This is a genomic window from Thermophilibacter sp. (assembly GCF_966187215.1).
This window is the reverse complement of record NZ_CBIFYV010000002.1, coordinates 1-21,039: the sequence shown is the minus strand read 5'-3', so window position 1 is coordinate 21,039 and position 21,039 is coordinate 1. Positions and strand designations below refer to the sequence as shown.

Sequence of the window (21,039 nt, the reverse complement as noted above, 5' to 3'; positions counted from 1 at the left end):
CCAGGCGCATGGTGGATGGGTGTTGCCGCACGGGGGCTCGTTCTTCTGGTACGGCGAGGACAAGAGCGGGGTCACGCGAGGTCGGCGCCAGGATGCGATCGGCATCAGGTGCTATCGCTCGACCGACCTCTCCCACTGGCGAGACTGCGGTCTCGTGCTCCGCGCGGACGCGTCCTCCGAGTTCGAGGTCATGCGACCGACGGGCGTGATGGAGCGCCCCCGCGTCCTTCTCTGCCCCCAGACCGGTCGATTCGTGATGTGGTTCCACGCGGATGACGCGGCGTATCGAACCGCTGCGGCGGGTGTTGCCGTGGCGGATGCCCCAGAGGGACCCTTCGAGCTGGTGCGGGTCGTCCGCCCAGATGGACAGGACAGTCGGGACCTGACGCTGTTCCAGGACGCCGACGGCGCCGGGTACCTGGTGAGCAGCTCAGAGTCAAACCGCAGCCTGCACATCATGAGGCTCGCGGACGACTATGCCAGCGTCGACGGCTCGTGGACGCGCGCCTTTGCCGACCAGGAGCGCGAGGCCCCCTGCCTCCTTGCGGCGAACGGGCAGTATTACCTGCTCACCTCCGGTTGCACAGGATGGAGGCCCAACCCCGCCCTGTTCGGCACGAGCCCTCAGGTGATGGGCGGGTGGAAGCTCGTGGACAACCCCTGTCGGGGCGAGCGCGACCACGCGACCTTCGAGGGTCAGGCCACCTGTCTCTTCTGGGCAGGGGGCTCACCGTTCGTGCTCATCGATCACTGGTGCCCGACGGATTTGGGCGCGAGTGGGTACAGCATCCTGCCGGTCACGTTTGATGACGAGAAGCACGATCCGATGACGATTGTCTGGCAGGACCAGTTTTCTGGCCTCAAAGCGTAGAAAGGACCATGCACATGTCACGCACCACCATCACCGTGCCCTCCGAGCTCGGTCACACCGACCGGCTCGTGACCGCCGAGCTGCAGGCCGTGCTCGACGCCGCCCGCGATGCGGGCGGCGCCCGTGCGACGTTTGAAGCGGGAACCTATCGGACGGGGTCGCTGCGCCTGTACGGGAGCACCGAGCTGTATCTCAAGTCCGGGGCTCGCATCCAGGGGTCGGATGATATCGCTGACTATACGGACTGGGACATCCCCACCACGCTCGCCTATGCCACGAACCCCGACATCGTGCGCATCCAGGGCCTGTGCCCCCACTACACGCGCGCGCTGATCACCGCTGCTGACGTCGACAACGTTGCGATCACGGGAGAGCCGGGCGCTGCGATCGACGGCGTTGACTGCACCGACCCGCATGGCGAGGAGGGCTTCCGCGGCGCCATGGGCATCCGCGTCTGTCGGTGCCGCAACGTGACGCTCTCCGGTTATACCTTCGAGCGCTCCGCCAACTGGAGCCACCAGATCGACTCCTGCGACAACGTCCTCGCCGAGGGCGTGACGGTGCTCGGCGGTCACGACGGGTTCAACATTCACCACTGCAACAACGTGTCCATCCGACGGTGCACGCTTAAGTGCGGGGATGACTGCGTGGCCGGCTTCGACGCGCGCAACGTGGTCGTGGAGGACACCCTTCTCAACACCGCCTGCAACGCGCTGCGCCTGGGTTGCGCCAACCTGCTCGTCGAGGGCTGCCGGTTCGTGGGTCCCGGTGAGTACCCCCACATCCTCGAGGGAACCCACCACATGCACGCGGCCATCAAGTACTACGCCGTTAAGGGCGACGTCATCCGCGAGGACGCCTGCAACTGGCGCATCAGGGACTGCTCCTTCGAGAACCCCGGTCGCCTCATCAACTATGACTATGGATCCGAGAGAGGCTACCAGACCGAGCGCCCGCTCGTCGACCTGCATCTCACGGGCTGCCGGGTGTCGGGCGTGAGCATGAGCTCGTTCTTCCGCGGTCGCGAGGACGTGCCGGGGCTGTTGGAGCTTGACGACTGCTCCCTCGAGTACGCGCCCGACGCCGAGAGCGCGGGGCGTCCCTTCGTCCAGCTCGGCGAGGGCGCACGTCTGATTGAGAGGAACGTGACGTATAGCTGTGCGACGGGTGAGCCCCTCTCGGGCCCACGCGAGGTGCGGAAGAGCGAGGTCACGGCTGAGGTGCTCAAGCGGGTCCAGCCCTAGGGCTGTGACATGACGGGCGTCCGTATCATCATCGCAAGCGACGCGGCAAACGAGGCAGATGACCCCTTCGCCATCGCGCACGCTCTGCTTACGCGCTCCTTCGACGTGCGCGGAATCGTGGCACAGCACTTCGGAGAGCCCGGGTCGGTAGAGGCGTCGTTCGTCGAGGTGCGACGCGTGGCTATGCTCTGCGGGAGGGGAGAGGTGCCCGTCGTCCGCGGCGCACGGTGTCCGCTCGATGGGCTCGGCGATGACGTCGGAGAGGGCGTCGGCCTCATTGTGCGCGAGGCTCTGCGCGAGGACGACTGGCCGCTCTTCCTTCTCTGCATGGGGCCTCTTACCGACCTCGCGCTCGCGTTGCGCGCGTGTCCCCGCATCGGCGGAAGAATGACCGTCGTTTGGGTGGGAGGGGGCCGATATCCGGGTGGCGGCCACGAGGCCAACCTCGCGCGCGACCTTGTCGCGGCGCGCGAGGTGCTCGCCTCTGACGTTCCGCTCTGGCAGGTTCCCTCCGGAGCGTACAAGGCAGTCGTCGCCTCTGTGGCGGAGCTTCGCGTTCGAGTGAGGCCCTGCGGCGGGCTCGGGAGGCACCTCGTTGACAGGCTCGTCGCCTTTCGTGACGAGAACCTCGGCAAGCGCGCCTGGGTCATGCCCGAGAGCTGGGTGCTCGGAGACCAGGCTGCCATCGGGGTCCTTCTCGCCGAGCAGAAGGGACTGTACGAGGAGCGACCCGCCCCGAGCGTGGCCGATGACTGTCGCTACGCGGAGCCCCCTGACCTCGGCAGGACGATTCGCGTCTATCGCGGGGTCGACGCGCGCCTCGTGCTCGAGGACCTGTTTGCCAAGCTGGCACTCTTTTCGATGGGAGAGGATCATGGGTGACCTTGTGTCCCGTGACGACTTCGAGCGCGAGCTCATGGGATATCTCGACGCGCTGCGAGCGCACTACTCGGAGGGCCGTGCCCAGGTTCGCCTTGCGGGCGGGGGCGCGCAATACGAGGACGAGGTCATCCCCATGGAGGCGTGGGCACGCGTCCTGTGGGGGCTGGCGCCGCTCTGGGCGGGCGGGGGAAGGAGCGGAGACGGCTTCTTCGAAGCCGCGTATCCGCGCGGCCTGGCTGCGGGGACCGACCCCTCCTCGTCGGAGTATTGGGGAGGGTGCCGTCCCCATGACCAGCGCTTCGTTGAGATGGCAGCCATCGCCTATGCGCTGCTGCTGGCTCCCGATGCGCTGTGGGGCGCGATCACGGGTGACGAGCGGCGTCGCGTCGTGGCCTGGTTGCTGCAGTGCAACGATTACGACTTTCCCGCGGGCAGCTGGCTGTGGTTCCGCGTGCTCGTCAACCTCGCCCTGAATCGGTTGGGGGCCGGAGGGGATACGGGCCGTCTGACGCGTGACCTGTCCGAGCTGGACGGGTTCTACCGGGGAGAAGGCTGGTATCGAGACGGGCCGGGCGGGGTGGAGGACTACTACAACGCCATGACGTTCCACTTCTTCGGGCTGCTCTACGCCTGGCTCTGCGGGGACGAGGATCCCGATCGCGCCTCCCTCTTCCGTGAGCGCGCGCGGGCATTCGCCGGGGACTACGTGAGGCTCTTCTCGGCGCGAGGCGAGGGGGTGGCGTACGGCCGATCCATGACGTATCGGTTCGCGCAGGCGGGGTTCTGGTCCATGGCGGCGGCAACGGGCGCGGACCTGGGTCCCGGCTTCACTGCCGGGATGCTCAAGGGGCTCGTGGCGCGTAACTTGCGCGCGTGGGATCGGGGGCGCGTCTGCGACAACGGAGGTGTGCTCACGATCGGCTATCACTATCCCAACCTGCACATGGCAGAGGGATACAACGCAGCGGGGTCGCCGATGTGGTGCCTCATGGCGTTCGCGTGCCTGATGCTGCCGGCGGTCGACCCGTTCTGGCATGCGGACCCGGAGCCGCTGCCTGAGCTGCCGGCTCTCTCGACCGCGCTGGGAGGGACGGCGCTTCTGGCGCGCGATGCCGCGGGCGAGGTCACGCTCTATCCGAGCGGGCGGGTGCCGGGCCATCCCTTCGCGCAGTCGGACGCAAAGTATTCCAAGTTCGCCTACTCGTCGCGGTTCGGGTTCAGCGTCGCGCGCTCTCAGCGGTCGCTTGCCGAGGCCGCGCCGGACAGCATGCTCGCCTTTGTCGCGTTCGGTCGCGTCTTCGTGCGCGACGGGGTGGAGGATGCCCGGGTTGAGGGGGACGAGGTCGTCTCATGCTGGAGCCCGTTTCCCGGCGTCGAGGTCGAGAGCCGCGTGGAGCCCGTCCCAGGCGGTCACGTGCGCCGGCACGTGGTGAGGAGCACGGTCGAGTGCGAGGCGTACGATTGCGGGTTCGCGATACCCGGGGACTATCACGAGCTGGGGCTCGATGAGGTGGAGCGCACCTGCTGCGTGCGCTCCCTGGGCGTTCCCGGGGAGGCTCTGCTCATCGCCCCCGAGCCGAACACTAATCTCATGTGCGGCAAGACGCTCATTCCCGCCGTGCGCTATCGCATCGGGGTGGGGGAGTCGCGCCTCGTGACCGAGGTCGTCCTCGTCGACTCGTGAGGTGGTGAGGCTCTCCGCTACATCGTGCTCGCGCGCCACTGGACTTCGCAGCCGAGCTCCTGATGGACGGCGCCCCTCTCGTCGCTGTCCATAAGATCGAGGAGGATGCGCGCCGCCTCGCGGCCCTCCTCGAAGGCGGGCTGCTCGATGCAGGTGACGCTCGGCGAGGCCAGAGTCGCCCATTCGAAGTTGTCAAAGCCGACGAGCCCCACCTTCTGCGGCATGAGCGCGTAGAACTCGCGCATGGCCACGTAGATGTCGGGAAGCGCCCAGCAGTTGGGGGCAAAGACGAGCGTGGGGGTCTCCCCGTCGATGTTGGTGCGCAGGAAGGAGCGAAGCGCCTCCACGTCCACGCTCGAGGAGCCGATCTCGAACTGCGTGAAGCCCGTGCCCTCCTGCTCGAGAGCGTCCACGAAGCCTGAGAAGCGCTCGATGCGCGAGCTCAGGAGCTGGGGCGGCGCGGCGATGAGCAGAAAGCGACGATACCCGCGCTCGATGCAAGCCTTTACGGTTCGGTAGCTTGCCTCGTAGTTGTCGGTCTTTACCCAGCTCGAAGCAAAGTCGTAGAACTTAGAGTCAAAGAAGACGAGCTTCTTCCCCGCCGCCTCGATGCTGCCGGCAATCTCCTTGAACTGCGAGGTCGGTTGCACGATGAAGCCGTCGACGCCGATGGAGAGCAGGCGGTCGATGTAGGCGCGCTCGCTCTCGGCATCGTAGTTTGAGGAGCAGACGAGCAGGCGGTAATCCCTCTCGTCGGCCACCGACCCGATGCCCTTGACGATTCGGTTGGAGAACGTGTTGGTGATGTCGCCGATGACGACGCCGATGAGCTGGGAAGCCTTTGAGTTCATTCCGCGCGCGAGCGGGTTGGGCGCGTAGCCGGTCTTCTCGATGACGCGCTTGATGCGCTTCTGGGTGTCCTCGGACATGCGCTCGGTCTTGCCGTTGAGATAGAAGGACACGGTGGTCTTCGACGTCTTGGCCATCTCCGCGATGTCCTTGATGGTGATGCGTTTTTTGGATGGTTGAGACATGGGACCTCGGGTCTTCTCGATGATTTAGTAAACCTAATTTACTCGACTTGGCGGGCCAAGGAAAGCGGGCGGCCCCGACGCTCGGGACCGCCCGGGAAAGGGGAGCGAGTTGGCGGGGGCTAGCCGATGATCTCCCTGACCTTTGTGATGACGGTCTCGTCCGTGGCATTGGCGAAGAACAGCTCCTGGAAGCGCTCGCCGGAGAGGGCGCCGCGAACGAGCTCGCGGTCGAGGTCGTCGAGAATGTCGGGAAGCGGCCTGAAGGCGGCGGCGCGCACGCCGTCGAGAATCTTCTTGTTGCGCTGCTCGGGGACCACGCGGTCGGCGGGGTAGCCGTTGCCCGAGCCAAATCCGAAGAGCTTCTCGAAGGTGTACTCGAGCTGGAGCTCCTGGCCCCAGCCGTTCTTGAGGGCAAACGGCAGGGCGACGGCGTTGCCGTCGTTGATCTGGGCGAAGGTGTAGGCGTCGAGCGGATCCTCCACGTGGCCGCAGATCACGCCCGGAAAGCTGTTGAGCGCGAGCATGGCTCCCTCGCCCGTGCCGCAGCCGGTGACCACGTAGTCGGCCGCGCCGCCGTTGAGCAGCACCGCGGCGAGGATGCCGTTCTGGACGTAGGTGAGCGGCGCCGAGCCCTCGTCGGCATACATGCCGTAGTTGAACACGGTGTGGCCCATGGGTTCGACGACCTTCTTGAGGGCGGCCTCGATCATGGGGTTCTTGGCGTTCTGGCTGTTCTCGTTGATGAGCGCGATTTTCATGGCTTCTCTCCCTGTGGTTGGCGCTGTGGGACTAGGCGGGCTGCTTGCCGAGGTAGGCGAGGATGCCGCCGTCAACGTAGACGACCTGCCCGTTGACGAAGTTCGAGGCGTCGGAGGCGAGGAATACGGCGGTTCCCATGAGGTCCACCGGCGTGCCCCAGCGCGCCGCCGGGGTCTTTGCGCAGATGAACTGGTCAAACGGGTGGCGGGAGCCGTCCGGCTGGGTCTCGCGCAGCGGGGCGGTCTGCGGGGTGGCGATGTAGCCCGGCCCGATGGCGTTGCACTGGATGTTGTGCTCGCCGAACTCGGAGCAGATGTTCTTGGTGAGCATCTTGAGGCCGCCCTTGGCCGCCGCGTACGCCGAGACGGTCTCGCGACCGAGCTCGCTCATCATCGAGCAGATGTTGATGATCTTGCCGTGGCCCTTCTCGATCATCCCGGGCAGGACGGCCTTGGAGACGATGAAGGGGGCATTGAGGTCCACGTCGACGACGGCACGGAAGTCCTCGGCGGACATGTCGAGCATGGGGATGCGCTTGATGATGCCCGCGTTGTTGACGAGAATGTCGATGGGGCCGAGGTCGCGCTCGACGCTCTTGACGAGCTGCTCTACCTGGTCGATCTTGGTGACGTCCGCCACGTAGCCGCGGGCGTCGATTCCCTCGTTGGCGTATGCCTTGACGCCCATCTCGTTCTTCTCGGGGTTGAGGTCGTTGAAGGCGATCTTGGCGCCCGCCTTGGCGAGGGCGGTGGCAATGGCAAATCCAATGCCGTAGGACGCGCCCGTAACGAGCGCGACCTTACCGTCGAGACGGAAGCTGTCCATGCTGAACGTGCTGGGATCTGCGTACTGCTCTGCCATAGCTCCTCCTTGGGTTGTCTCTCCTTTGAATCCCAACGCCCAGTTAAGATTAGTAAACCGGTTTTGTCAAGAAGATTGCTCACAAGCGGCATATAATTGCCGTGACTCAACACATCCTTGGATAAGTACAGGAAAAATGCGGTACTCTATGACACTATGGTGAAGTAAACCAGTTAACTAAAAGAGAGGGGAGAACAGAGGATGCTAGGACTCTCAGAAGACGCGGTGGTGCTCGCCTTCGGCGAGATACTGATGAGGCTGTCGCCGCCCAGCAACCTGCGTCTCGAGCAGACCACGTCGCTTGACGTGCGCTACGGCGGGGCGGAGGCAAACGTGGCGCTCTCGCTCGCCTACCAGGGCGACCGCGCCGCGTTCGTCTCGGTGGTGCCCGAGGGGCGCGTGGGCGACTGCGCCCTGCGCTCGCTCTCCTCCTATGGGGTGGACGTCTCGCGCGTGGTGCGCCAGGGCGACCGCCTGGGGAGCTACATCTTCGAGGTGGGCGCCTCCCAGCGCGGCAACGCGGCGCTGTACGACCGAAAGTACTCGGCGGTGAGCCTGGCCTCCCACGTGGTCTTCGACTGGGACGAGCTCCTCGAGGGCACGGGCGTTCTCTATGTCTCGGGCGTGACGCCCGCCGTCTCGGACGAGCTGGCGGTGGCCTGCGCCGAGGCGCTCGCCGCGGCCCGCGACCGGGGCATCCTCACGGTCTGCGACCTCAACTATCGCGGGAAGCTCTGGTCGGCCGAGCGGGCGCAGGAGGTCATGCGCGGCCTCATGCCGTTTGTGGACGTCTGCGTTGCCAACGACGAGGACGCTCCCTTCTCGCTGGGCATGACCTGCGTCTCCGGCTCGCTCGAGAACGGCATCGCCGAGCGGGAGGACTATGTGGAGATGGCGCGGCAGATTTGCTCGGAGTACGGCTGCCGGGCGGTCGCGTCGGTCATACGCGACGTCGAGTCCGTGGAGCGCTCGCGGTGGATGGGGATGCTCTATCTTTCCGAGCGGGATGTACACTGGTTCAGCCCCGTCCACGACGTCCACGTGCTCGAGGGAGTCGCCGCGGGCGACGCCTTCTCGGCCGCGCTGATCCACGCGATGCTTCACGACCTCGACCCACAGGACGCCATCGACTACGCCATCGCGGGCTCGGTGCTCAAGCTCTCGATTCGCGGCGACTCGAACCTCGTCTCGGAGGCGGAGATCGGCGCGGTCGCGCGCAAGGGGTCCGGCGTTCGCGTCGCCCGATAGGAGGAAGCCATGAGCTATCTTGACGAGTTCTATCAGCGGGTCGAGAAGACGGGAGTGGTGCCCGTCGTGGTTCTCGACGAGGTCGGCGACGCGCTGCCGCTTGCCGACGCACTCGCGGAGGGCGGGCTGCCCGCGGCCGAGGTGACCTTCAGGACCGCGGCGGCCGCCGACGCGATCAGGACGATCTCTGGGGCGCGCCCGGAGGTGCTCGTGGGCGCCGGCACGGTGCTCAACGTGGCGCAGGCCGAGGCCGCCGTCGAGGCGGGCGCGCGCTTTGTGGTGAGCCCGGGCTTCTCCCCGGAGGTCGTGGACTGGTGTCTCGAACACGAGGTCCCGCAGATTCCCGCCGGCGTCACGCCCGCGGAGATCACCTGGCTCATCAACCGCGGCCTCGACGTGACCAAGTACTTCCCGGCGTCGCTCTACGGCGGGCTTGGCGGCGTCAAGACGCTGGCGTCGGTCTTCGTTGGCCACCGCTTCATGCCCACGGGCGGCATCAGGCAGGACGATCTCGAGGAGTATCTGAGCTGCCCGGCCGTTCTCGCCTGCGGCGGGACCTGGATCACCAAGGCCGAGCTCGTGCGCGCGGGTCGCTTCGACGAGGTGACGCGCCTGGCTGCCGCGGCCGCGGCCGTGGTGGCGCGCGTGCGCTCGTAGGACGGTCTCGCTCCGGCGCGGGCGGCTTGATTCACAAGTGACGCCGCGTTCCTAAGGCGTACAATGACATCAGAGACCCGCGTCGAAGGAGGCACCATGGCTCAGCAGAACCCCCAGCCCGGCACCGGTGGAGACCGCTACGTCCCCTACGAGGAGCGCACCGGTAACGAGTCGATCGTCTACTTCACGCGCGACCTCTCGGCCGAGGGCCTGCGTCGCGCCTACGAGCAGGTGGCCGGCAACGTGAGCGGGAAGGTGGGCGTGAAGCTCCACACCGGCGAGCAGCACGGGCCCAACATCATCCCGCGTCCCTGGGTCGCCGACCTTCTCGCCACCGACCTGCCCGGCGCGGCCATCGTGGAGACCAACACCTACTACGAGGGGGACCGCTACACCACCGAGCAGCACCGCGAGACCCTCAAGGTCAACGGCTGGACCTTCGCGCCCGTGGACATCCTCGACGAGGAGGGCTGCACGCCCTTCCCCGTGGCGGGCGGCAAGTGGTTCGACGAGGTGCACATGGGCTCCCACCTGGCCAACTACGATTCGCTCGTGGTGCTCACGCACTTCAAGGGTCACACGCAGGGCGGCTTTGGCGGCTCGGCCAAGAACATCGGCATCGGGTGCGCCGACGGTCGCGTGGGCAAGAAGGAGATCCACACCACACCGGGCCAGCCGGACATGTGGGACATCGCGCGCGAGGAGTTCATGGAGCGCATGATGGAGTCGGCCAAGGCGGTGTGCGACCACTTCGGCAAGAGGATCACCTTCGTGAACGTGATGCGCAACATGTCGGTCAGCTGCGACTGCGAGGGCACCGCGGCGCAGCCCGTGGTGACGCCCAACGTGGGCATCCTCGCCTCAACGGACATCCTGGCGCTCGACCAGGCGTGCGTCGACCTGGTCTACGCCATGAGGGAGGAAGACCACCACGATCTCGTGGAGCGCATGGAGAGCCGCCACGGCCTGCGCCAGCTCACGTACATGAGGGAGCTCGGCATGGGCAACTGGCGCTACGCGCTGCTCGACCTCGACAACGGCGGCGCGCGCATCTCGCGGGCCGACGCCGTGGCGCACGTGGTGCCGTTCACGGAGTAGCATCCGGCGGCCCGGTTACCGAGAAGGGCGAATCGCCGACAACCGCGTTTTTCAAAGCGGCCATCTACCTGCACAAACGTAAGAAATGGCAGGTAGATGGCCGTATTTTTCTGCTCAGAAAACAGCGGAAGTCTGCGACTGCGCGCATCCGCCGTGGCTACTCATCGTCCACGAAGCCCACGCGGTAGCTCGAGAAGACCACGGCGCCCTCGTCCTGCGTGGCGTCGAGGTCGACGTCGCCCCAGATGCCGAAGTCGCGGTCGTCGTCGGCGTCGCGGAAGATCTGGTGGACGTGCCAGACGTGGGACGCGCGCTCGTCGGACTCGTCGATCGTGTAGTACGCGGAGCTGCGCGCGTCGCCGTCGAGCACGATCTCGTCGTGCTCCTCGTAGAAGCGGTCCAGCGCGCGCTGCCACACGGGCGCGCGCCAGCCCCAGTCGGCGTCGATGCGCCCCAGCTCGTCCACGTCGCCGAACGCCGCCAGCCGCACGCGCGCGAAGAGCGCGTTGCGCACGAGCAGCGTGAGCGCGCGCCGGTCGCGCACCACCTCGTCGGTCGCGGGCGGCGCGGCGTCCAGGCCCTCGGACGTTCCCTCGCCCGCGGCGGCCCACTCGTCCACCAGCGACGAGTCCACGGTTCGCACGACCATCCCCAGCCAGGCGACGATGTCGCCCAGCCGCTCGTCGCGCTTGGTCTCGGGCACGGTGCGATCGAGCGCGCGGTACGCCTCCGAGAGGTAGCGCAGCAGCAGGCCCTCCGAGCGCGCGATGCCGTAGCGGCCCACGTACTCCTTGAAGTCGCTGGCCGTCTCGATCATGTCGCGCAGCACGGACTTGGGGCTCAGGGCAAAGTCGCGCGCCCAGGGCACCTGCTCGCAGTAGCGCTCGAAGGCGGCGTCGAGAAGCTCCTCGAGCGGCTTGGGCCACGTGACCTCCTGCAGCCGCTCGATGCGCTCGTCGTACTCCACGCCGTCGGCCTTCATCTCGGCCATCGCCCGGTCGCGAGCCGCGCGCTGCTGCGCGCGCAGGATCTGCCACGGGTCCTCGAGTGTGGCCTCCACCATCGAGATCACGTCCAGGGCATAGGTGTCCGACTCGGGGTCCAGAAGCTCCAGCGCCGCCAGCAGGAACGGCGAGAGGGGCTGGTCGAGCGCGAAGTCGTCCGGCACCTCGACGGTGGTGTGCCAGCTGACCGCCCCGTCCGGTCCCTCCTCGCGCGTCACCACGCCGGCGTCGAGCAGCGTGGCGAAGATCTCGTCGGCGCGTGTGGAGAGCGCCGCCTTCTCGGCGTCCGGCTGCGCGGAGTCGTCGATGAGCCTGTGCACGCGCGCCCAGGCGTCGCCGCCCTGCTCGACCTCGGCGAGCACCATCGAGTGCGTGACCTTCATGCGGGGGCGCAGCGGCTCGGGCTCGGCCGCGATGAGCCGCTCGAAGGTCTGCTTGTTCCAGCCCACAAAGCCCTCGGGCGGCTTCTTGGTCTTGATCTTGCGCGCCTTCTTGGGGTCGCCGCCCGCCTTGGCCAGCGCCCGGGCGTTCTCGATGTCGTACTCGGTGGCCTCGGCGATGACGTGGCCCTCGGTGTCGAAGCCGGCGCGCCCGGCGCGGCCCACGATCTGGTGGAACTCGCGCGCGTTGAGGTGGCGCATCCGCCGCCCGTCAAACTTGGCGAGCGCCGTGAGCACCACGGTGTGGATCGGCACGTTGATGCCCACGCCTAGCGTGTCGGTCCCGCAGATGACCGGAAGGAGCCCCTGCTGCGCGAGCTTCTCCACGAGCAGGCGGTAGCGCGGCAGCATGCCCGCGTGGTGCACCCCCACGCCGCAGCCCAGCAGACGCTGGAGGGTCTTGCCGAAGGTCGTGGTGAAGCGGGTGCCCCTGATCGCGTTCTTGATGGCCTCGCGCTGCTCCTTGGTCGAGACGCCGTAGCTCGCCAGCGACTGCGCGCTCTTGAGCGCCGCGTCCTGCGCGAAGTGCACGATGTAGAGCGGCGCCTCGCCCGCGCGCAGCGCCAGCTCGACGGTCCCCTCCAGCGCCGTGTCCACGAACTCGTAGGACAGCGGCACCGGGCGCGGGGCGTCGGCGATCACGTCCACCGTGCGGCCGCCGGTGTGCTCCGAGAGCGCCTTGGCGATGGCGCTCGTGTCGCCGAGCGTGGCGCTCATCAGCAGGAACTGCGCGTCCGGCAGCGTGAGCAGCGGCACCTGCCACGCCCAGCCGCGGTCGGGGTCGGCGAAGAAGTGGAACTCGTCCATGGCCACGCAGCCCACGTCGGCGCCCGCGCCCTCGCGCAGCGCCTGGTTGGCCAGGATCTCCGCGGTGCAGCAGATGATCGGCGCGCCCGCGTTGATCGAGGCGTCGCCGGTGATCATGCCCACGTTCTCGCGGCCGAAGAGCTCCACGAGGTCAAAGAACTTCTCGCTGACCAGGGCCTTGATGGGGGCGGTGTAGTAGGCGCGGCGGTCGCAGCAGACGCTCATGAAGCACATGCCCAGGGCCACCATCGACTTGCCCGAGCCCGTGGGCGTGCCCAGGATCAGGTGGTCGCCGGCGGCCAGGCTGAGCAGCGCCTCCTCCTGGTGGGGCCACAGCTCGATCCCGCGCGACTCCACCCAGCCGAGGAAGAGGTCGAGCGCCGCCTCGGGCCCGATGTTGGGGTAGGTCTCGTCGTCGGGCCAGGGTATGAGCCGACCCAGCGAGCCGGTCCCGTTGGGGCCCTCGTCGGCGATCTGGGGTGTGGTGGGCTCGTCGGCCATGCGCGTCTCCTCACGTCGTTCGGCCCCTCATTCTAGCGTGGGCGACGTATACTCGCGTTAGCCCTACGAGAGGAGCCCATATGACCGACTTCCTGCAGCTCGCGCACGACCGCTACTCATGCCGCGCCTTCTGCGACCGCCCCGTCGAGGACGAGAAGATCGACGCGCTGATCGAGGCCGCCATCGCGGCGCCGACCGCCGTCGACCGTCAGCCCTGGCGCGCGTGGGTCGTCAGGAGCCCCGAGGCGCTCGAGCGCCTGGGCGCCTGCACGCGCTTCCTCTTTGGCGCCCGCGCGGTCATCATGCTGGGCGCCGCGCCCGACGAGGCTTGGGTGCGCAAGTACGACGACCGCAACTTCGCCGACGTGGACGCCTCGATCGTGGGCACTCACATCATGCTGGCGGCGGCCGACCTGGGCCTGGGCACCACGTGGGTGGGCCACTTCGACGCCCCGGCGGTCAAGGAGGCCTTCCCCCAGACGGCCGGCTACGACCTCGTGGCGCTTTTCCCGCTGGGATACCCCGCCGAGGGCGAGGCCGGCGGTCCCTCGCCGCGCCACGAGGAGCGCCGCGGGGCCGACGAGCTGGTGAGCCGCCTCTGACGACCGACCCGGACGGCGGGGGAGGGCGACAGGCTACTTCACCCCGTACTGCTCGTAATAGGAGTCGATCGCGGCCTTGAGCTCGGGCGTGATGACGGTGCCGTCGAGCACCTCCACGACCTCGGCCATGCTCACGATGCTCGCCACGGGGAAGCCGTACCTCTCCTGGATCTCCTGCTGGGCGGTCACCTTGCCGCCCTTGCCGACCTCCATGCGGTTCAGGCTCACGATGAGGCCCTTGACCTCGACGTTCGCCGCGCCCGTCACCTTGGGGTAGGTCTCGTCGATGGACTTGCCCGAGGTGGTCACGTCCTCGATCATGACCACGCGGTCGCCGTCCTCGAGGGCGGCGCCCAGGAAGCCGCCCTTGTCGGCGCCGTGGTCCTTCTCCTCCTTGCGGTCGGAGCAGTAGCGGACCTCCTTGCCGTAGAGGTCGTGCAGGGCGATGGCGGTGACCACGGCCAGCGGGATGCCCTTGTACGCCGGCCCGAAGAGCACGTCGAAGTCCAGGCCGAAGTTGTCGTGGATGGCGTGGGCGTAGTACTCGCCCAGGCGCTTGAGCTGCGAGCCCGTCACGTAGGCGCCCGCGTTCATGAAGAACGGCGACTTGCGGCCGCTCTTGAGCGTGAAGTCGCCGAACTTGAGGACGTCGGACTCCACCATGAACCGGATGAACTCGCGCTTGTAGGTCTCCATGCCCGCTCCTTCCGCCGGCCCGCGGCCGGGTCGTGTTCCGCTCACCCGATTCTAGCGGCTCGTCGCCCCGTGCGCGCCCAGCAGCCACGTTGCCGCGGGCTCAACTGGCAACCTGAGATGACCAGTTACGGCAAAAACTGGCAACATCAGCTGACCAGTATGGCCGCGCGCCCGCGGGCTTCTCGCCGTGCGCGGCTTGCGGCGCTTCTCGCCGGCTCGCGCGATGCGCTAGAGTTGGGGCGGCAGACAACGCAGGGAACATCAGAGGAGAAACCCGTGGAACGCACCCGCATCGCCCAGCTCTTCGCCGACGCCGAGACCCTCGGCGGCACCACCGTTACCGTGGCGGGCTGGGTCCGCTCGGTCCGCGACATGAAGAACTTCGGCTTCGTCATGCTCAACGACGGCAGCTGCTTCAAGGACCTGCAGGTGGTCATGAAGCGCGAGACCCTCGCGAACTACGATGAGATCGCCGCCACGGGCGTGGGCTCGGCGCTCTCGGTTACCGGCACGCTTGCGCTCACCCCCGAGCGCCCGCAGCCCTTTGAGCTCCAGGCCGCGGAGATCCGCGTGGAGGGCGCCTCCGCCCCGGACTACCCGATGCAGAAGAAGCGCCAGACCCGCGAGTTCCTGCGCACCCAGCAGCACCTGCGCAGCCGCACCAACCTCTTCCGCGCGGTCTTCCGCGTGCGCAGCGTGGCGGCCTACGCCATCCACCGCTTCTTCCAGGAGCGCGGCTTCGTCTACGTCAACACGCCGATCATCACCACCTCCGACGCCGAGGGCGCCGGCGAGATGTTCCGCGTGACCACGCTCGACGTTGAGAACCCGCCGCGCACCGAGGACGGCCACGTGGACTGGAGCCAGGACTTCTTCGGTCACGCCGCCAACCTGACCGTCTCGGGCCAGCTCCAGGCCGAGAACTTCGCGCTCTCGTTCGGCGACGTCTACACCTTCGGCCCCACCTTCCGCGCCGAGAACTCCAACACGCGCCGGCATGCCGCCGAGTTCTGGATGGTCGAGCCCGAGATGGCCTTCTGCGACCTCGCCGGCGACATGGACTGCGCGGAGGCCATGCTCAAGTACGTCATCACCTACGTCATGGAGCACTGCTCGGACGAGATGGACTTCTTCAACAGGTACGTGGACAAGGGCCTCGAGGAGCGCCTCACGCACGTGGCCACCTCGGACTTCGCGCGCGTCAGCTACACCGAGGCCATCGAGATCCTGCAGGACGCCGCCGCGGCGGGCCACGTCTTCGAGTTCCCCGTGGACTGGGGCTGCGACCTCCAGACCGAGCACGAGCGCTTCCTCACCGAGGAGCACTTCCACCGCCCGACCTTCGTCACCGACTACCCGGCCGCGATCAAGGCGTTCTACATGCGCATGAACGACGACGGCAGGACCGTGGCCGCCGCGGACTGCCTGGTCCCGGGCATCGGCGAGATCGTGGGCGGCTCGCAGCGCGAGGAGCGCCTGGACGTGCTCGAGCGTCGCATCACCGAGCTCGGCATGGACCCGGACCAGTACAGGTACTACCTCGACCTGCGCCGCTACGGCGGCTGCGAGCACGCGGGCTTCGGCCTGGGCTTCGAGCGCCTGGTGATGTACCTTACCGGCGTGGACAACATCCGCGACGTCATCCCGCACCCGCGCACCGTCGGCAACGCCGACTTCTAGCGGTGACAATGGGGACGGAGGGGTTTGTCAACCCTCCGTCCCCATTGTCACGCGCCACCGTCCGAGAGGGGGAGCCATGTCCGAGCACGTCACCAGGTCGGGGGTCTTCTCGCGCCGGTCGTTTCTGCGGGCGGCGCTCGGGACCGCCACGCTCACGCTCGCGGGCTGCTCCGGGGCGGGGGCGCCCACGGCCGAGTCCGGGGCGCGCGACCGCGTCACGGTCTACGACGAGGCGGCTCCCGACGAGCTCGAGGTCCTCATGGTGGGCGACGTGCTCGTGCACAGCGGCGTGTGGGAGAGCGGCGAGCGTCCGGACGGGACGCGCAACTACGACCACCTCTTCGCCCGGGTCGCCGACGACGTGGCCGCCGCCGACGTGGCGCTGGTGGGGCAGGAGACCATCCTGGGCGGCGTCGACCTGGGCCTCTCGGGCTACCCGATGTTCAACAGCCCGCAGGAGATCGGCGACGCGGAGGCGGCGGCCGGCTTCGACGTGGCCCTGTGCGCCAGCAACCATGCGGTCGACAAGGGCATGGCGGGCATCGAGTCCGAGCTCGCCTTCTGGCGCTCGGCCCATCCCGACATGGTGGTCGCGGGCATCGCCGACAGCGAGGGCGCCGCGGCGACCATCCCGATGGTCGAGCGCGCCGGGCACCGCATCGCCGTCCTCAACTACACCTACGGCACCAACGGCATCCCGCTGCCCCAGCCCTGGGCGGTCCGGATGCTCGACGAGGCCGCCATCACCGCCGACGCGGCCGCCGCGCGCGACGCCGGCGCCGAGGCCATCGTGGCGTGCCCCCACTGGGGGATAGAGTACGCCGCGGCCCCCAGCGACGACCAGCGCCGCTGGGCTCAGGTGCTCGCGGACGCCGGAGCGGACGTCATCATCGGCGGCCACCCGCACGTGATGCAGCCTTTCGAGGTCATCGAGAGCGCGGACGGGCGCGCGGTGCCCGTGTTCTGGTCGGTGGGCAACTTCACCTCGACGCAGACGCGCAAGGACACGATGGTCGGCGCGATGGCGCGCGCGACGCTCGTCTTCGAGGACGGGGGGTGCGCGGTCTCGGCCTGCAGGCTGACGCCGCTCGTCACCCACTGCGCCCCGGGCACGGCGTTCACCACGTACCGCCTGCGCGACTACACCGAGGAGCTCGCCGCGGCCAACCAGGTCAGGACGAGGGGAGCGCAGACGGACTTCTCGTTCCAGTGGTGCGTCGACTTCTGCTCCGAGCGCCTGGGCGAGGCCTTCGACGCCTCGTCCTGCGAGCTCGTCTGGGAGGCGTGACGGGTCCCGCGAGTGCGGCCCCGCGCGCGGCGTCGGCCGTCCCGCCCCGCCGCCGCGTCGCGGGTGTACCATCTCGGGAACACCCGACGAGAGGGGAAACGATGGGCCTACACTGCTCGGACTGCGCGTTCTCGTCCTTCACGTACCACGAGGACGCCAAGATGTACCAGGGCTCCTGCAGCCGGGGCTACACCCTCACCAACCCGCACGTCGAGCGCAGCCCCCAGAACCACTTCGCCGAGACGCGCGAGGGGCTCGTGCCCACCGTCGACCCCTTCGGTGCTGAGTACCTGCGCACCTCCAACGTCTGCGAGCGCTTCCTCCTGCCGCGCGACGCCAACGGTCGCGGCCGTGGCCACGCTCGCCACCACGCCTGAGACGCCCGCCGACGGCCCCGGGTGGCCCGCGCGACGCCGCGACGGGACGGGTCCCGGGACGCTATCATGGGGCGGGGTGCCGTGTGGCGCCCCGCCCCTTTCACGTCTACGACGGAGGTAGTTGCCATGTCCGACCTCACGCGCGACCTCATCTTCCCCACGCCCGTCTTCCACGAGAAGATCTGGGGCGGCCGCAAGCTCGCCGACGACTTCGGCTACCAAATCCCCGACGGGGAGATCGGCGAGTGCTGGGCCATCAGCGCGCACCCCAACGGGGACTGCCCCATCGAGCGCGGCGCCTGGGCCGGCACGCACCTCTCCGAGCTCTGGGACGCGCACCGCGAGCTCTTCGGCGGCGTGGAGGGCGACCGCTTCCCGCTGCTCGTGAAGATCATCGACGCGCGCGAGAGCCTCTCGGTGCAGGTGCACCCCGACGACGCCTACGCCGCCGAGCACGAGAACGGCAGCCTAGGCAAGCGCGAGTGCTGGTACGTGCTCGACGCCGACCCCGACACCAAGATCACCATCGGCCAGCGCGCGCACGACCGCGCCGAGCTGGCGTCCATGATCGAGGCGGGCCGCTGGGGCGAGCTGCTCAACCGCGTGCCCTGCCACGCGGGCGACTTCTTCCCCATCGAGCCAGGGACCATGCACGCCATCGAGGGCGGCACGCTGATCCTCGAGACCCAGCAGTCCTCCGACGTGACCTACCGCGTCTACGACTTCGACCGCGTGGGTGCCGACGGCAAGCCCCGCCCGCTGCACATCGAGCAGAGCCTCGACGTGGTGGACTATGCGATGGAGGCGCCGGAGTCCGGCGAGGTCACCGCGCCCGAGGTGGACGGCGTGACCGAGCTCATGGAGTGTCCCAACTTCGTGGTCGAGCGCGTCCGCGTGTCCGGCGAGAAGGACCTGGAGCAGACCTGGCCGTTCCTCTGCGCGAGCGTGATCGAGGGCGCCGGCACCGTCTGCGCCGACGCCGCCGGGCAGACGCACGAGGTCGCGCGCGGCACGCACTTCCTCGCGCCGTCCGGCTGCGGCACGCTGCGCCTCGCGGGCGACATGACGCTCATCGTCTCCCGCCTGCCGTAGGTCAGCCGCGCCATTAGCAAAAGTGTCCGGATCCCGCATCCCGACCATGGGCGTGCGGGATTCTGACGATTCTGACCCAAAAAACGTCAGGACCCCGCACGCCCATCACGGACATGCGGGGTCCTGACGCTTTGGGCGCAGAATGTGTCAGCTCGCCGCACCCCAACCCAGCTCGTCGGTGTCGAGAAGCACCGTGAAGGGCCCGTCGTTGACCAGACTCACGCGCATGTGGGCCCCGAAGACGCCGCGGCCCACGCGCCCCGCCCCGAGCTCCGTCTCCGCGAGCTCGCAGAACCGGTCGTAGAGCCGCTCGGCGAGCTCGGGGCGCGCGGCCCCCGTGAACGACGGGCGGTTGCCGCGCCGCGCGTCTGCGTAGAGCGTGAACTGGCTCACCACCAGGACCGAGCCGCCCACGTCAACGAGCGAGCGGTTGGTCTTCCCCGTCTCGTCCTCAAAGATGCGCAGGCGTGCCACCTTGCCCCAGAGCCGCTCGGCGAGCGCCTCGTCGTCCGTGGGCGCCACGCCCAGAAGCACCAGGTAGCCGACTCCGCAGCTGCCCGTGACCTCGCCGTCGACCTCAACCTGGGCGCGCTCCACGCGCTGCACGAGCGCGCGCACGCTAGGCCCCCAGCCGGTACAGGGCCGAGAACTTCTCCGCCAGGTAGTCGGTGTAGTAGGTCGGCGAGAAGACCTCGCCGCAGGCGTCGCGGATGAGCTCGAAGGAGTCCTTCGCACGGCCCCAGCGCCAGATGCGCTCGCGCAGCCAGTCGCGCACGGGCGCGAGGTCGCCGGCCGCGCAGGCGCCCTCCAGGTCCACGCCCCCCGCCACCATCGCGTGGCGCAGCTGCGCCCCGAAGGCCGAGCCGAGCGCGTAGGTGGGGAAGTAGCCGAACTCGCCGTTTGCCCAGTGCGTGTCCTGCAGCGCGCCGCGGGCGTCGTCCGGCACCTCGACGCCCAGGTACGCGCGGTACTTCTCGGCCCAGAGGCGCGGCACGTCGGCCGCGGTCGCCTCGCCCGAGAAGAGCAGCTGCTCGATCTCGTAGCGCACGAGGATGTGCAGCGGGTAGGTGAGCTCGTCGGCCTCGGTGCGGATGAGGCCCGGCTCGGCGCGGTTCTCGGCCAGGTAGAGCTGGCGTGGGGTCACGCGAGCGAAGCGCCCGGGGAAGTGGCGCGCGAGCGCGTCGAGCAGCGGGCGCGCGAAGGCCTCCGAGCGGCCCACGTAGTTCTCGAAGAAGCGCGACTGCGCCTCGTGCATGCCCATCGAGGTGCCGCCCTTGAGCGAGGTGTAGCGATAGGCCGGGTCCACGCCCTGCTCGTAGAGGGCGTGACCGCCCTCGTGCAGCATCGTGAAGGCGTTGGAGAGCACGTCGTCCTCGTGCACGTGGCCCGCGATCAGGACGAAGCCCGTGGAGGGGCCGCCCGTGAACGGGTGCTCGGTGCGTCCGAGCCACAGGGCGTCCTCGTCAACGCCCTCCAGCCGCACGAGGTCGCGCGCGAGCGCCCACTGCCGCTCCACGTCGAAGGAGCCCTCCACGCAGGCGCGGCTGGGCTGGTGGCGGCTTGCCGAGCAGTCGGCCAGAAGCGGCACCACCACGTCCTTGACCTGCGAGAAGAACGTGTCGTAGAAGGCGCGGTCGCAGCCGGGCTCGAAGTCGTCCAGCCAGACGTCGTAGGGGTCGCGGCCGCCGTCGCGCTCCTTCGCCATGTTGACGCGCGCGGCCACGATGCGGTCGAGGTACGGCGCGAAGGACTCCCAGTCGCTGGCGGCCTTGGCGCGCCGCCAGACGTCCTCGGCCTCGCAGGTGAGCCGGCTGAACGCCGCCTGCTCGTCGGCCGGCACGCGCACCAGCTCGTCGCGGTCGCGCCCGAGCACGCGCAGCTGCGCCTTCTGGGTGTCGCTCAGCAGCTCGGGGCACTTCCCCAGGCGCTCGAGCACCCCGCCCACGAGCGGATTGCTCAGGGTCTGGGCGCGCTGGCGCTCGAGCTCGGCCAGGGCCTCGGCGCGCTCCTCGGTCGCGCGCGGCGGGTCGATCACCGGCCCGAGCGAGCCGATCTCGTCGATGGCGTAGCGCAGCGAGAAGAGCCTGCGCTCGAGCTCGTCGAGCGACTCGAGGTCGGCGCGGGGGTTGGAGAGGGCGGCGTTGGTCTGGGAGACGTCCGTGCGAGGGGTGCTCGTTTCTGCCATGGTTCCTCCTGGAGTCGTGGGGGGGGGGG

19 protein-coding genes are annotated in these 21,039 nt (G+C 68.5%); 12 read left to right on the top strand and 7 right to left on the bottom strand.

The window, feature by feature from the left end; all coding sequences use genetic code 11:
* Positions 1–19: 19 nt before the first annotated feature.
* The 4 genes from ACWTSU_RS00205 to ACWTSU_RS00190 are packed head-to-tail and all read left to right on the top strand — an operon-like array spanning position 20 to position 4,681.
* A complete protein-coding gene (locus ACWTSU_RS00205) occupies positions 20–871 on the top strand; it encodes a glycoside hydrolase family 43 protein (protein WP_455137886.1) in 852 nt (283 codons plus the stop codon).
* Positions 872–885: 14 nt separating this feature from the next.
* Positions 886–2,115, top strand: a complete 1,230-nt coding sequence (locus tag ACWTSU_RS00200) for a glycosyl hydrolase family 28 protein (RefSeq protein ID WP_455137885.1) — start codon at positions 886–888, stop codon at positions 2,113–2,115.
* 9 nt (positions 2,116–2,124) lie between these two features.
* Positions 2,125–2,997 carry a nucleoside hydrolase gene (locus ACWTSU_RS00195; RefSeq protein WP_455137884.1) on the top strand — a complete coding sequence of 291 codons (873 nt, stop codon included), beginning with the start codon at positions 2,125–2,127 and terminating at the stop codon, positions 2,995–2,997.
* Positions 2,990–4,681 (top strand): DUF2264 domain-containing protein, encoded by a 1,692-nt coding sequence (locus tag ACWTSU_RS00190; RefSeq protein WP_455137883.1) that lies wholly within the window; start codon positions 2,990–2,992, stop codon positions 4,679–4,681. Before ACWTSU_RS00195 ends, ACWTSU_RS00190 begins: the two co-directional genes overlap by 8 nt.
* 17 nt (positions 4,682–4,698) lie before the next feature.
* Here the strand turns inward: ACWTSU_RS00190 and ACWTSU_RS00185 are convergent, their stop codons facing one another.
* From ACWTSU_RS00185 to ACWTSU_RS00175, 3 genes are all read right to left on the bottom strand, one after another.
* Positions 4,699–5,715, bottom strand: a complete 1,017-nt coding sequence (locus ACWTSU_RS00185; protein ID WP_455137882.1) for a LacI family DNA-binding transcriptional regulator — start codon at positions 5,713–5,715, stop codon at positions 4,699–4,701.
* Positions 5,716–5,834: 119 nt separating this feature from the next.
* Entirely contained in the window at positions 5,835–6,473 is a 639-nt protein-coding gene (locus ACWTSU_RS00180; RefSeq protein WP_455137881.1) for an RpiB/LacA/LacB family sugar-phosphate isomerase, read from the bottom strand.
* A gap of 31 nt (positions 6,474–6,504) precedes the next feature.
* Positions 6,505–7,335 carry a gluconate 5-dehydrogenase gene (locus ACWTSU_RS00175; protein ID WP_455137880.1) on the bottom strand — a complete coding sequence of 277 codons (831 nt, stop codon included), beginning with the start codon at positions 7,333–7,335 and terminating at the stop codon, positions 6,505–6,507.
* A gap of 201 nt (positions 7,336–7,536) precedes the next feature.
* Between ACWTSU_RS00175 and ACWTSU_RS00170 the strand changes: the two genes are divergently transcribed.
* The 3 genes from ACWTSU_RS00170 to ACWTSU_RS00160 all read left to right on the top strand — a co-directional run bounded on the left by ACWTSU_RS00170 (position 7,537) and on the right by ACWTSU_RS00160 (position 10,338).
* Positions 7,537–8,583: a PfkB family carbohydrate kinase gene (locus ACWTSU_RS00170; RefSeq protein WP_455137879.1), complete on the top strand. Its 1,047-nt coding sequence runs from the start codon at positions 7,537–7,539 to the stop codon at positions 8,581–8,583.
* A 9-nt stretch (positions 8,584–8,592) separates the two neighbouring features.
* On the top strand, positions 8,593–9,240 hold the full coding sequence (gene eda, locus ACWTSU_RS00165; protein WP_455137878.1) for a bifunctional 4-hydroxy-2-oxoglutarate aldolase/2-dehydro-3-deoxy-phosphogluconate aldolase: 648 nt from the start codon (positions 8,593–8,595) through the stop codon (positions 9,238–9,240).
* A 96-nt stretch (positions 9,241–9,336) separates the two neighbouring features.
* A complete protein-coding gene (locus tag ACWTSU_RS00160; protein WP_455137877.1) occupies positions 9,337–10,338 on the top strand; it encodes a DUF362 domain-containing protein in 1,002 nt (333 codons plus the stop codon).
* Between the two features lie 157 nt (positions 10,339–10,495).
* Here the strand turns inward: ACWTSU_RS00160 and ACWTSU_RS00155 are convergent, their stop codons facing one another.
* Positions 10,496–13,090, bottom strand: a complete 2,595-nt coding sequence (locus ACWTSU_RS00155) for a DEAD/DEAH box helicase (RefSeq protein ID WP_455137876.1) — start codon at positions 13,088–13,090, stop codon at positions 10,496–10,498.
* 80 nt (positions 13,091–13,170) lie between these two features.
* Between ACWTSU_RS00155 and ACWTSU_RS00150 the strand changes: the two genes are divergently transcribed.
* Entirely contained in the window at positions 13,171–13,692 is a 522-nt protein-coding gene (locus ACWTSU_RS00150; protein WP_455137875.1) for a nitroreductase family protein, read from the top strand.
* 33 nt (positions 13,693–13,725) lie between these two features.
* On the opposite strand, the gene pyrE is transcribed toward ACWTSU_RS00150, so the two are convergent.
* Positions 13,726–14,388 (bottom strand): orotate phosphoribosyltransferase, encoded by a 663-nt coding sequence (gene pyrE, locus ACWTSU_RS00145; protein ID WP_455137874.1) that lies wholly within the window; start codon positions 14,386–14,388, stop codon positions 13,726–13,728.
* A gap of 276 nt (positions 14,389–14,664) precedes the next feature.
* Here pyrE and asnS point away from each other — a divergent pair, with 276 nt between their 5' ends.
* The 4 genes from asnS (at position 14,665) to ACWTSU_RS00125 (ending at position 18,825) form a co-directional block, all read left to right on the top strand.
* A complete protein-coding gene (gene asnS / locus ACWTSU_RS00140) occupies positions 14,665–16,068 on the top strand; it encodes an asparagine--tRNA ligase (RefSeq protein WP_455137873.1) in 1,404 nt (467 codons plus the stop codon).
* Between the two features lie 76 nt (positions 16,069–16,144).
* Positions 16,145–17,356 (top strand): CapA family protein, encoded by a 1,212-nt coding sequence (locus tag ACWTSU_RS00135; protein WP_455137872.1) that lies wholly within the window; start codon positions 16,145–16,147, stop codon positions 17,354–17,356.
* A 101-nt stretch (positions 17,357–17,457) separates the two neighbouring features.
* Positions 17,458–17,733: a hypothetical protein gene (locus ACWTSU_RS00130; protein ID WP_455137871.1), complete on the top strand. Its 276-nt coding sequence runs from the start codon at positions 17,458–17,460 to the stop codon at positions 17,731–17,733.
* 126 nt (positions 17,734–17,859) lie between these two features.
* Complete coding sequence (locus ACWTSU_RS00125) at positions 17,860–18,825, top strand: type I phosphomannose isomerase catalytic subunit (RefSeq protein WP_455137870.1); 966 nt, start codon at positions 17,860–17,862, stop codon at positions 18,823–18,825.
* Between the two features lie 147 nt (positions 18,826–18,972).
* Here ACWTSU_RS00125 and dtd read toward each other — a convergent pair whose 3' ends face one another.
* On the bottom strand, positions 18,973–19,443 hold the full coding sequence (gene dtd, locus ACWTSU_RS00120; RefSeq protein ID WP_455137869.1) for a D-aminoacyl-tRNA deacylase: 471 nt from the start codon (positions 19,441–19,443) through the stop codon (positions 18,973–18,975).
* A gap of 1 nt (position 19,444) precedes the next feature.
* Positions 19,445–21,010, bottom strand: a complete 1,566-nt coding sequence (locus tag ACWTSU_RS00115; protein WP_455137868.1) for a carboxypeptidase M32 — start codon at positions 21,008–21,010, stop codon at positions 19,445–19,447.
* Positions 21,011–21,039 lie beyond the last annotated feature (29 nt).

Excerpts from the sequence above, each read along its gene's own strand:
- ACWTSU_RS00200 (WP_455137885.1), top strand. The coding sequence starts at position 886 with ATGTCACGCACCACCATCACCGTGCCCTCCGAGCTCGGTCACACCGAC.
- ACWTSU_RS00195 (WP_455137884.1), top strand. The coding sequence starts at position 2,125 with ATGACGGGCGTCCGTATCATCATCGCAAGCGACGCGGCAAACGAGGCA.
- ACWTSU_RS00190 (WP_455137883.1), top strand. The coding sequence starts at position 2,990 with ATGGGTGACCTTGTGTCCCGTGACGACTTCGAGCGCGAGCTCATGGGA.
- ACWTSU_RS00185 (WP_455137882.1), bottom strand. The coding sequence starts at position 5,715 with ATGTCTCAACCATCCAAAAAACGCATCACCATCAAGGACATCGCGGAG.
- ACWTSU_RS00180 (WP_455137881.1), bottom strand. The coding sequence starts at position 6,473 with ATGAAAATCGCGCTCATCAACGAGAACAGCCAGAACGCCAAGAACCCC.
- ACWTSU_RS00175 (WP_455137880.1), bottom strand. The coding sequence starts at position 7,335 with ATGGCAGAGCAGTACGCAGATCCCAGCACGTTCAGCATGGACAGCTTC.
- ACWTSU_RS00170 (WP_455137879.1), top strand. The coding sequence starts at position 7,537 with ATGCTAGGACTCTCAGAAGACGCGGTGGTGCTCGCCTTCGGCGAGATA.
- eda (WP_455137878.1), top strand. The coding sequence starts at position 8,593 with ATGAGCTATCTTGACGAGTTCTATCAGCGGGTCGAGAAGACGGGAGTG.
- ACWTSU_RS00160 (WP_455137877.1), top strand. The coding sequence starts at position 9,337 with ATGGCTCAGCAGAACCCCCAGCCCGGCACCGGTGGAGACCGCTACGTC.
- ACWTSU_RS00155 (WP_455137876.1), bottom strand. The coding sequence starts at position 13,090 with ATGGCCGACGAGCCCACCACACCCCAGATCGCCGACGAGGGCCCCAAC.
- ACWTSU_RS00150 (WP_455137875.1), top strand. The coding sequence starts at position 13,171 with ATGACCGACTTCCTGCAGCTCGCGCACGACCGCTACTCATGCCGCGCC.
- pyrE (WP_455137874.1), bottom strand. The coding sequence starts at position 14,388 with ATGGAGACCTACAAGCGCGAGTTCATCCGGTTCATGGTGGAGTCCGAC.
- ACWTSU_RS00135 (WP_455137872.1), top strand. The coding sequence starts at position 16,145 with ATGTCCGAGCACGTCACCAGGTCGGGGGTCTTCTCGCGCCGGTCGTTT.
- ACWTSU_RS00130 (WP_455137871.1), top strand. The coding sequence starts at position 17,458 with ATGGGCCTACACTGCTCGGACTGCGCGTTCTCGTCCTTCACGTACCAC.
- ACWTSU_RS00125 (WP_455137870.1), top strand. The coding sequence starts at position 17,860 with ATGTCCGACCTCACGCGCGACCTCATCTTCCCCACGCCCGTCTTCCAC.
- ACWTSU_RS00115 (WP_455137868.1), bottom strand. The coding sequence starts at position 21,010 with ATGGCAGAAACGAGCACCCCTCGCACGGACGTCTCCCAGACCAACGCC.